This is a genomic window from Pseudoalteromonas sp. McH1-7 (assembly GCF_013366255.1).
Lineage (GTDB): Bacteria > Pseudomonadota > Gammaproteobacteria > Enterobacterales > Alteromonadaceae > Pseudoalteromonas > Pseudoalteromonas peptidolytica.
Map to the genome: position 1 here is coordinate 1 of NZ_JABWPQ010000048.1, position 6263 is coordinate 6263.

The window sequence follows — 6263 nt, forward strand, 5'->3', positions numbered from 1 at the left end:
GAATATATGGCAGCAATGAACTTTGAAATTCTATCAATTACTATCTTGTAATCGGAGAGAGTCCATATATGGTATTATGCTTAAGAGCAACAAAATACAGCTATTAATTATCACTTTTTAGTAGCGAGTAACGTGATATACGCTATCATTTTAACTATATGGATTATTGGGTTAAGTAATGAAAGAGCGTAGAAGGTTTTCTAGAGTGATTTTTTCAAATGAGGCGCAGTTTATGGCTTCTAGTGGCGACTTTAGCTGCAAAATCTTGGATCTATCCTTGAACGGAGCGCTGCTCACCCTACCTGAAGGTTATGTTCCACTTAAAAATGACCCTGCAAGCTTAAATTTCTACCTGCCCGGCAGTGATATTAAAATTACCATGGAAGTTGAAGTTCGCCATGTTGAAGAAGGACATCTCGGCGTCCACTGCCGCCAAATAGATTTAGATAGTGTTACCCACCTTAAGCGCCTTATAGAGCTTAATCTAGCCGATGAAGATATACTTTATCGCGAACTCGAGCAGTTGACCCACGAAGAAGACTAGCCCACCGAAGCGTTTAAAATAAAAGAAACCGTCCGTGTCAGCAATACCGATTGTCTTAATTAAGTGGTCTATTTTGAGGCGAGAAAATCTTGTCGATAACACCGTCTACGCGTCCTCTATCCCCAAGGTATCAACATCCGTGTAGGCAAGGTAAAGATTTTGCTTTTTACTGGTTCTATATAAGAAATTGTTAACGTACTTAGCGTCAGGTTTACTCCTCCAAATTGAGCAATTATCGGGGCTAATTAGTACACCCCTTCTTGTAAAAACAAACCTACTTACAAATTAACTAACGCAATACTGATTCGCTTAACTTTACAAACTTCGCTCGAGCACCAAGCTGGGTGTACCGTGATAAACATGATGGTATTTTGTGATGAAAATGTGATAATTCCGTGAGCCCCTCTCAATAACTCCTTGCCATGATAGGTTTACTAACAATACAAAATGAGAAGACCACATCATGAAAGCCAAGATCCTTACCACCCTAGTAGCCACTTGTTTTGCCAGTAGTGCCCTTGCTCAAGAGCTCGAAGTGAAAATAACCAACCTTACTCATGGTATTTACTATACGCCCTTGCTTGTGACTGCACACGCCCCTGGCACAGCATTATTTTCATTGGGTGAAACTGCTTCAGAGCCACTTCAAGCGATGGCCGAAGGAGGTGATATTTCTGGACTGAGTAATGTGTTAGAAAGTATCAACGCCGATATGGTAATGAACCCTGCTGGTGGGTTACTCGCCCCGGCAAGCTCAACAATGACGATGCTCTCAACGAGTAATGGAAACACATATCTATCGTTGGTTGCCATGATGCTACCAACGAATGATGGCTTTGTCGGCTTAAATAGTTGGCCCATACCTACTGAAGCAGGTACATATGAAGTATACCTCAACGCGTATGATGCAGGTACCGAAGCCAACAATGAGTTGGTTGTCGATGGCTCTGGTGCGCCAGGTATGGCTGGTATTCCCGCTTCTCCGGGCATGACTCCGGGTAGCCAAGGGCTAGGCGTTACCACCAGCGAAGAAAACAACACGATCCATATTCACAGAGGCAATGTTGGAGATGATGAACAAATTGGCGGGGCAAGTGACCTACATAACACTGTACATCGCTGGTTAAATCCAGTTGCTAAACTCACAATCACCGTAAAGTAACAGGAGCCTGAGATGAAAACCAAATTAACACTCGTTGCCATATCAGCGCTCTTACTGAGTGCATGTGGAGACAATGACAATAACAGCACAGTGGTACCAGACACACCAACACCACCGATGGTAAGCTATGAGTTTTCCGTAAGTATCACCAACCTCACTCAAGCACAGCCGATGTCACCCATTGCTGTTATGTTACATCAATCAGGTCACTACTTCGAAGTTGGTACCGCCGCCTCTAACGAACTTGAAAAGCTCGCAGAAGGTGGCGATAACAGTGCACTTTTAGCACAAAGTATGACTATGTCGTCAAGCACAACCGAGACCCCAGTTGGGCCAGGCTCTACGTCAACCATTTCGATTAAGTCTGAGACTCTCGCCAATTTAAAATTATCTTTATTGACCATGATGGTGAATACAAATGATGGATTTTCCGGTCTTAATGCCATAGATGTGTCCACTATGCCCATCGGTGAAAAAAAAATGTATCGCACTTCAGCGTATGATGCTGGTACAGAGCTAAATACTGAAGCCCAAGGGAGTATCCCCGGGCCTGCTGATGGTGGAGAAGGATTTAATGTGGAACGTAACGATAACCAGAATATGGTAACCATGCATAGCGGAGTCGTTGGCAACGATGATGGCTTAACAAGCTCTACGTTAACCAGTATACATAAGTTTGATAATCCGCTGTTGGCAATAACAATTGAGCGAATCAAATAGCCCATGAGCAAGCGCCTGCCCATAGGCGCTTTCGCTCCACTAAGGGCTGCATATGTTAGACAGTGTATTGTTAGTTGAAGATGATGAAGATATAGCTAGATTGCTTCAAGTTCATTTAGAAGAGCTGTCATTAACCGTCACCCATATCGCGGATGGTGTAGACGCTTTGAATATGGCAAAAAAGAAGCAACACGCAATATTTATGCTCGATTTAATGTTACCAAATATGGATGGACTCAGCTTGTGTAGAGAACTTAAATCTTTGTACCCAATGAGTAGCGTGATTATTGTTACCTCGAAAAGCAGTGAAATAGACAAAATCATTGGGTTAGAAGTCGGAGCCGATGACTACATTTGTAAACCATTCAACAGCCGAGAACTTCAAGCTAGAGTAAAAGCCCAATTGAGACATGTACGTCAATTAAATGATAAAAGCTCTATTCCCACCTCTTCAGACGATAAAATTCAAGTTGGCGCGCTAACTATCGATACCGATTGTCATGAAATCTTACTTGGTGATATAAAGCTAGAGCTCACAGCGACTGAGTTTGAGCTATTACAGTTTTTTGCTAAACATCCTAATCATGTGTTTTCACGATCTCAATTACTTGAGTCCGTTTGGGGCTATCAACACTCAGGGTATGAGCATACTGTTAATTCACACATTAATCGCCTACGCGCAAAGCTAGATCCCATTTCCAATCATATTGTCATAGAGACCGTATGGGGCGTCGGATATAAGCTGAACGCAAGCTCCCTTCAAGGAGTGAACGCATGAGACTCACATTATATAAAAAGCTAGCAGCCATGCTATTTGTCACGTTTTTACTGATTTGCATGCTTTTTATATGGTGGACTCAAGCATTATCACAAGTGTCAAAATCGCAGGCAGAGCAACAGCTTCACTTATCTTTAGCTCAACATTTAGTTGCGGATAACCCACTTATCAGGGAGGGGGTTTATGACTATGAAGGGCTAAGCAACTTGTTCCATACGCTGATGATCTTAGGACCTGCCTTTGAATTCTACTTTGTATCTCCAGAGGGAAACTTGCTCACATACAGTGCAGAACCAGGCGAAATCAAACGAGAGAAGATTGATATTACCCCATTACAGCAGTTACTTATCACAAACAATACGCTACCAATTTTAGGTGACGACCCAAGAAGTACACATGGCAGTAAAATTTTCTCTGTAGCACCTGTTACTAACAAAGATATACTTCAAGGCTATTTATACATCATTATTGGATCTTCAAAATACAACAACATCATTGAGCAACTGAAAAGCTCCGAAAAGGTCATGCTTGGCACATTATGGTTACTTGGCACCTTATTACTCCTCCTTGCAATAGCCTTATTTTTACTCAACAAGATAACCAATCCGATTGCTCGTCTTACTAGGTATATTGACAGAGTGAGTCAAAACCAATTTGACATCAGCCCTGATGCGCAAATCAATTGGCCTGCAAAAAATGACGAGATACACCGCCTAGGGCGAAGTGTGAATGCGATGCTGGATAAAATCCAATATCAACTAACCACATTGAACGATAAAAATGAACAACGTAAGAAATTTCTATCTCAGCTTAGTCATGATCTACGCACTCCTTTAGCATCGCTAAAAGGCTATATAGAGCTCACCGAAAAGCAAACCACAGATAAAACCATTATGGAAAACCTTAAAGTTGCCAGTAAAAATATCAATCAACTAAATCACCTCATTGACCAAATCTTTGAGCTTGCTCATCTAGAAGCTGGGCATGCAAAAATGAATATAGAAACTTTTAATTTACTGGAGGTTATTTATGACGTTGCTGCAAAATTCAAATTAAAAGCTGAGGCTAACCAATTACAGATAGTCATATCCCCTATTCAAAGTACTATGGCTATTACCAGTGATATAGGTAAATTGGACCGAGTTCTGTCAAACTTAATTGATAATGCAATAAGGCACACAAAAGCGGGGGGGAAAATTAGCTTGATACTAGAAGAGCATGAAGGTTATGCACATGTCAAAGTTAATGATACGGGCATAGGGATCAGTGAGATGGATCTACAACATATTTTTGATGCCAGTTTTCAAGGCAAAAACAGCAATAGCAACCGCAAACACAATGCAGGTCTCGGTCTTGCGATAACCAGTGAGCTAATCAGAATACTGAAAGGTCGGATCAGTGTAGCAAGCATGATCAATGAAGGTACCCAATTCAAAATCATTTTGCCTTTAAATAAGTGAATAAAGTTTGTGATCAACCTTTATGGTTTGGTACTTTCTACTTAAGATAACCTCTCGGTATACCTTCGATATAAATATTTCTGGCTTTCTACTTAAGTAAACTATATTTTAACTAAAAGTAAAAATTATACTTCATTGATTTGTAATACAATACGGAAAGTTTACTATGCCAATAGTCTCAATGCGTAACTTTATGAACCACGTTGGAACCGCCAATGATGGCTTTCGCCAGAGTGCCTCCTCTCTTAACAATATCATTCTCCTGCTAGGTGGTAATGCGCAGAACAGCCCAAATAATCGAAATATCAATAATCGAACGGCCGAAAATATAGAGGGTGAGATACACAGCCTGCCAGTAGATAAACTTCTAAAATACCAAACAGCATTAGTTTACTTAGGCAACGCATTAAATATCGACAGCTTTGCCCGCCCAACGAATTACAATATGGCTTTTCATGATTTTGAATTACAATGGTATCAATTTCGAGATCCCACTCATGGTATGATAAGAATTGATAACGCACGGTATATTTTTAAACATCAATTCACATTTGATAGTACCAATGGTGATGTGAACACCTTTACACACTGCCTAACAAGGGAGCATGTATGGTATCCAACCGCTAGGGCTTATGACCCTCCTTTTAACCAATTATTAAGTAGAGTACCTCAAAGCTTTTTTATGCCACCAAATGGCTCTCAAAGCGCCTCGGTCACTGACGACCACTCAACATTTAACCCTGATTATATTGTCAGGCGCCCCCTTACTATGGGAAGAACCATTGATATCCGTCAGCGCTATCAATACAGACAACCAGGACGACAGTGGCAGAATATTCCAGGTGCTTCATATATTTTGAAAAAGGGTGTCCGCTGGGGTGTTGGTGGTGATCCGTGCTTTTTCTTCTCTAAAGAAAACTATGCTCCAGAAAACCCCAAGGCATTTCACTTTGAGGTAGAAATCGCGTTAGGGAATGCACCACTGGCTACTTTTAATAGACTCCCATCACGAGGAGCTACATCCCATAATTCTATGAACAGGCAACGGGAGATAAGGGTGATAGCTGACGGATCATAGCTATCGTTACATTACTCATGCCTATTGCATTAAATAAATGATCTATTTTGCAATGAAAAACACTTATCACAAACGGATCAATTCTATCGAGAGTCATAAGCTGTGAGGGCTCTCGAGCAATAATCCCCCCAGAAACCATCGATGGGTAAACCGCCTCCTACCAGTGCTGCACCTTGTTGATATTGTGGTGGGAGCGAGTTTACCTCGCGAGGTCTTGATTTATTTTCAAATCCCACATAGCAAAAAACCCGGTGCATTACTGCAACGGGTTTGACGCACTTGGATGTACTAATGTCGATTAGGTTAATGGATGAATGCTGTTAATCGACCTTTAATAAGGCTCTGATCGCTACAAAGTAGGATGTTTTTATTCTTTTTTGAAGCCCAACAGCTCGGCGGGTAAACCGCCTCCTACCAGTGCTGCACTTTGTTGATGTCGTGGTAGGAGCGAGTTTACCTCGCGAGGTCTTGATTTATTTTCAAATCCCACATAGCAAAAAACCCGGTGCATTACTGCAACG

6 protein-coding genes are annotated in these 6263 nt (G+C 41.4%); all 6 read left to right on the plus strand.

What is annotated here, in order from left to right:
• The first annotated feature begins 178 nt into the window (after window positions 1–178).
• The 6 genes from HUZ36_RS21480 (at window position 179) to HUZ36_RS21505 (ending at window position 5742) form a co-directional block, all read left to right on the plus strand.
• On the plus strand, window positions 179–544 hold the full coding sequence (locus HUZ36_RS21480; RefSeq protein WP_128732611.1) for a PilZ domain-containing protein: 366 nt from the start codon (window positions 179–181) through the stop codon (window positions 542–544).
• A 463-nt stretch (window positions 545–1007) separates the two neighbouring features.
• Window positions 1008–1706 carry a spondin domain-containing protein gene (locus tag HUZ36_RS21485; RefSeq protein ID WP_176033934.1) on the plus strand — a complete coding sequence of 233 codons (699 nt, stop codon included), beginning with the start codon at window positions 1008–1010 and terminating at the stop codon, window positions 1704–1706.
• 12 nt (window positions 1707–1718) lie between these two features.
• A complete protein-coding gene (locus HUZ36_RS21490) occupies window positions 1719–2426 on the plus strand; it encodes a spondin domain-containing protein (protein WP_176033935.1) in 708 nt (235 codons plus the stop codon).
• Between the two features lie 52 nt (window positions 2427–2478).
• Window positions 2479–3204: a response regulator transcription factor gene (locus HUZ36_RS21495; RefSeq protein ID WP_128732613.1), complete on the plus strand. Its 726-nt coding sequence runs from the start codon at window positions 2479–2481 to the stop codon at window positions 3202–3204.
• The gene (locus HUZ36_RS21500) at window positions 3201–4664 is read left to right on the plus strand and encodes a sensor histidine kinase (protein WP_176033936.1); all 1464 of its coding nucleotides are present in this window, start codon (window positions 3201–3203) and stop codon (window positions 4662–4664) included. Before HUZ36_RS21495 ends, HUZ36_RS21500 begins: the two co-directional genes overlap by 4 nt.
• Window positions 4665–4830: 166 nt before the next feature.
• A complete protein-coding gene (locus tag HUZ36_RS21505; protein WP_147391334.1) occupies window positions 4831–5742 on the plus strand; it encodes a hypothetical protein in 912 nt (303 codons plus the stop codon).
• The last annotated feature ends 521 nt before the right edge of the window (window positions 5743–6263 follow it).

Coding starts and splice junctions, on each gene's coding strand:
- HUZ36_RS21480 (WP_128732611.1), top strand. CDS start 179: ATGAAAGAGCGTAGAAGGTTTTCTAGAGTGATTTTTTCAAATGAGGCG.
- HUZ36_RS21485 (WP_176033934.1), top strand. CDS start 1,008: ATGAAAGCCAAGATCCTTACCACCCTAGTAGCCACTTGTTTTGCCAGT.
- HUZ36_RS21490 (WP_176033935.1), top strand. CDS start 1,719: ATGAAAACCAAATTAACACTCGTTGCCATATCAGCGCTCTTACTGAGT.
- HUZ36_RS21495 (WP_128732613.1), top strand. CDS start 2,479: ATGTTAGACAGTGTATTGTTAGTTGAAGATGATGAAGATATAGCTAGA.
- HUZ36_RS21500 (WP_176033936.1), top strand. CDS start 3,201: ATGAGACTCACATTATATAAAAAGCTAGCAGCCATGCTATTTGTCACG.
- HUZ36_RS21505 (WP_147391334.1), top strand. CDS start 4,831: ATGCCAATAGTCTCAATGCGTAACTTTATGAACCACGTTGGAACCGCC.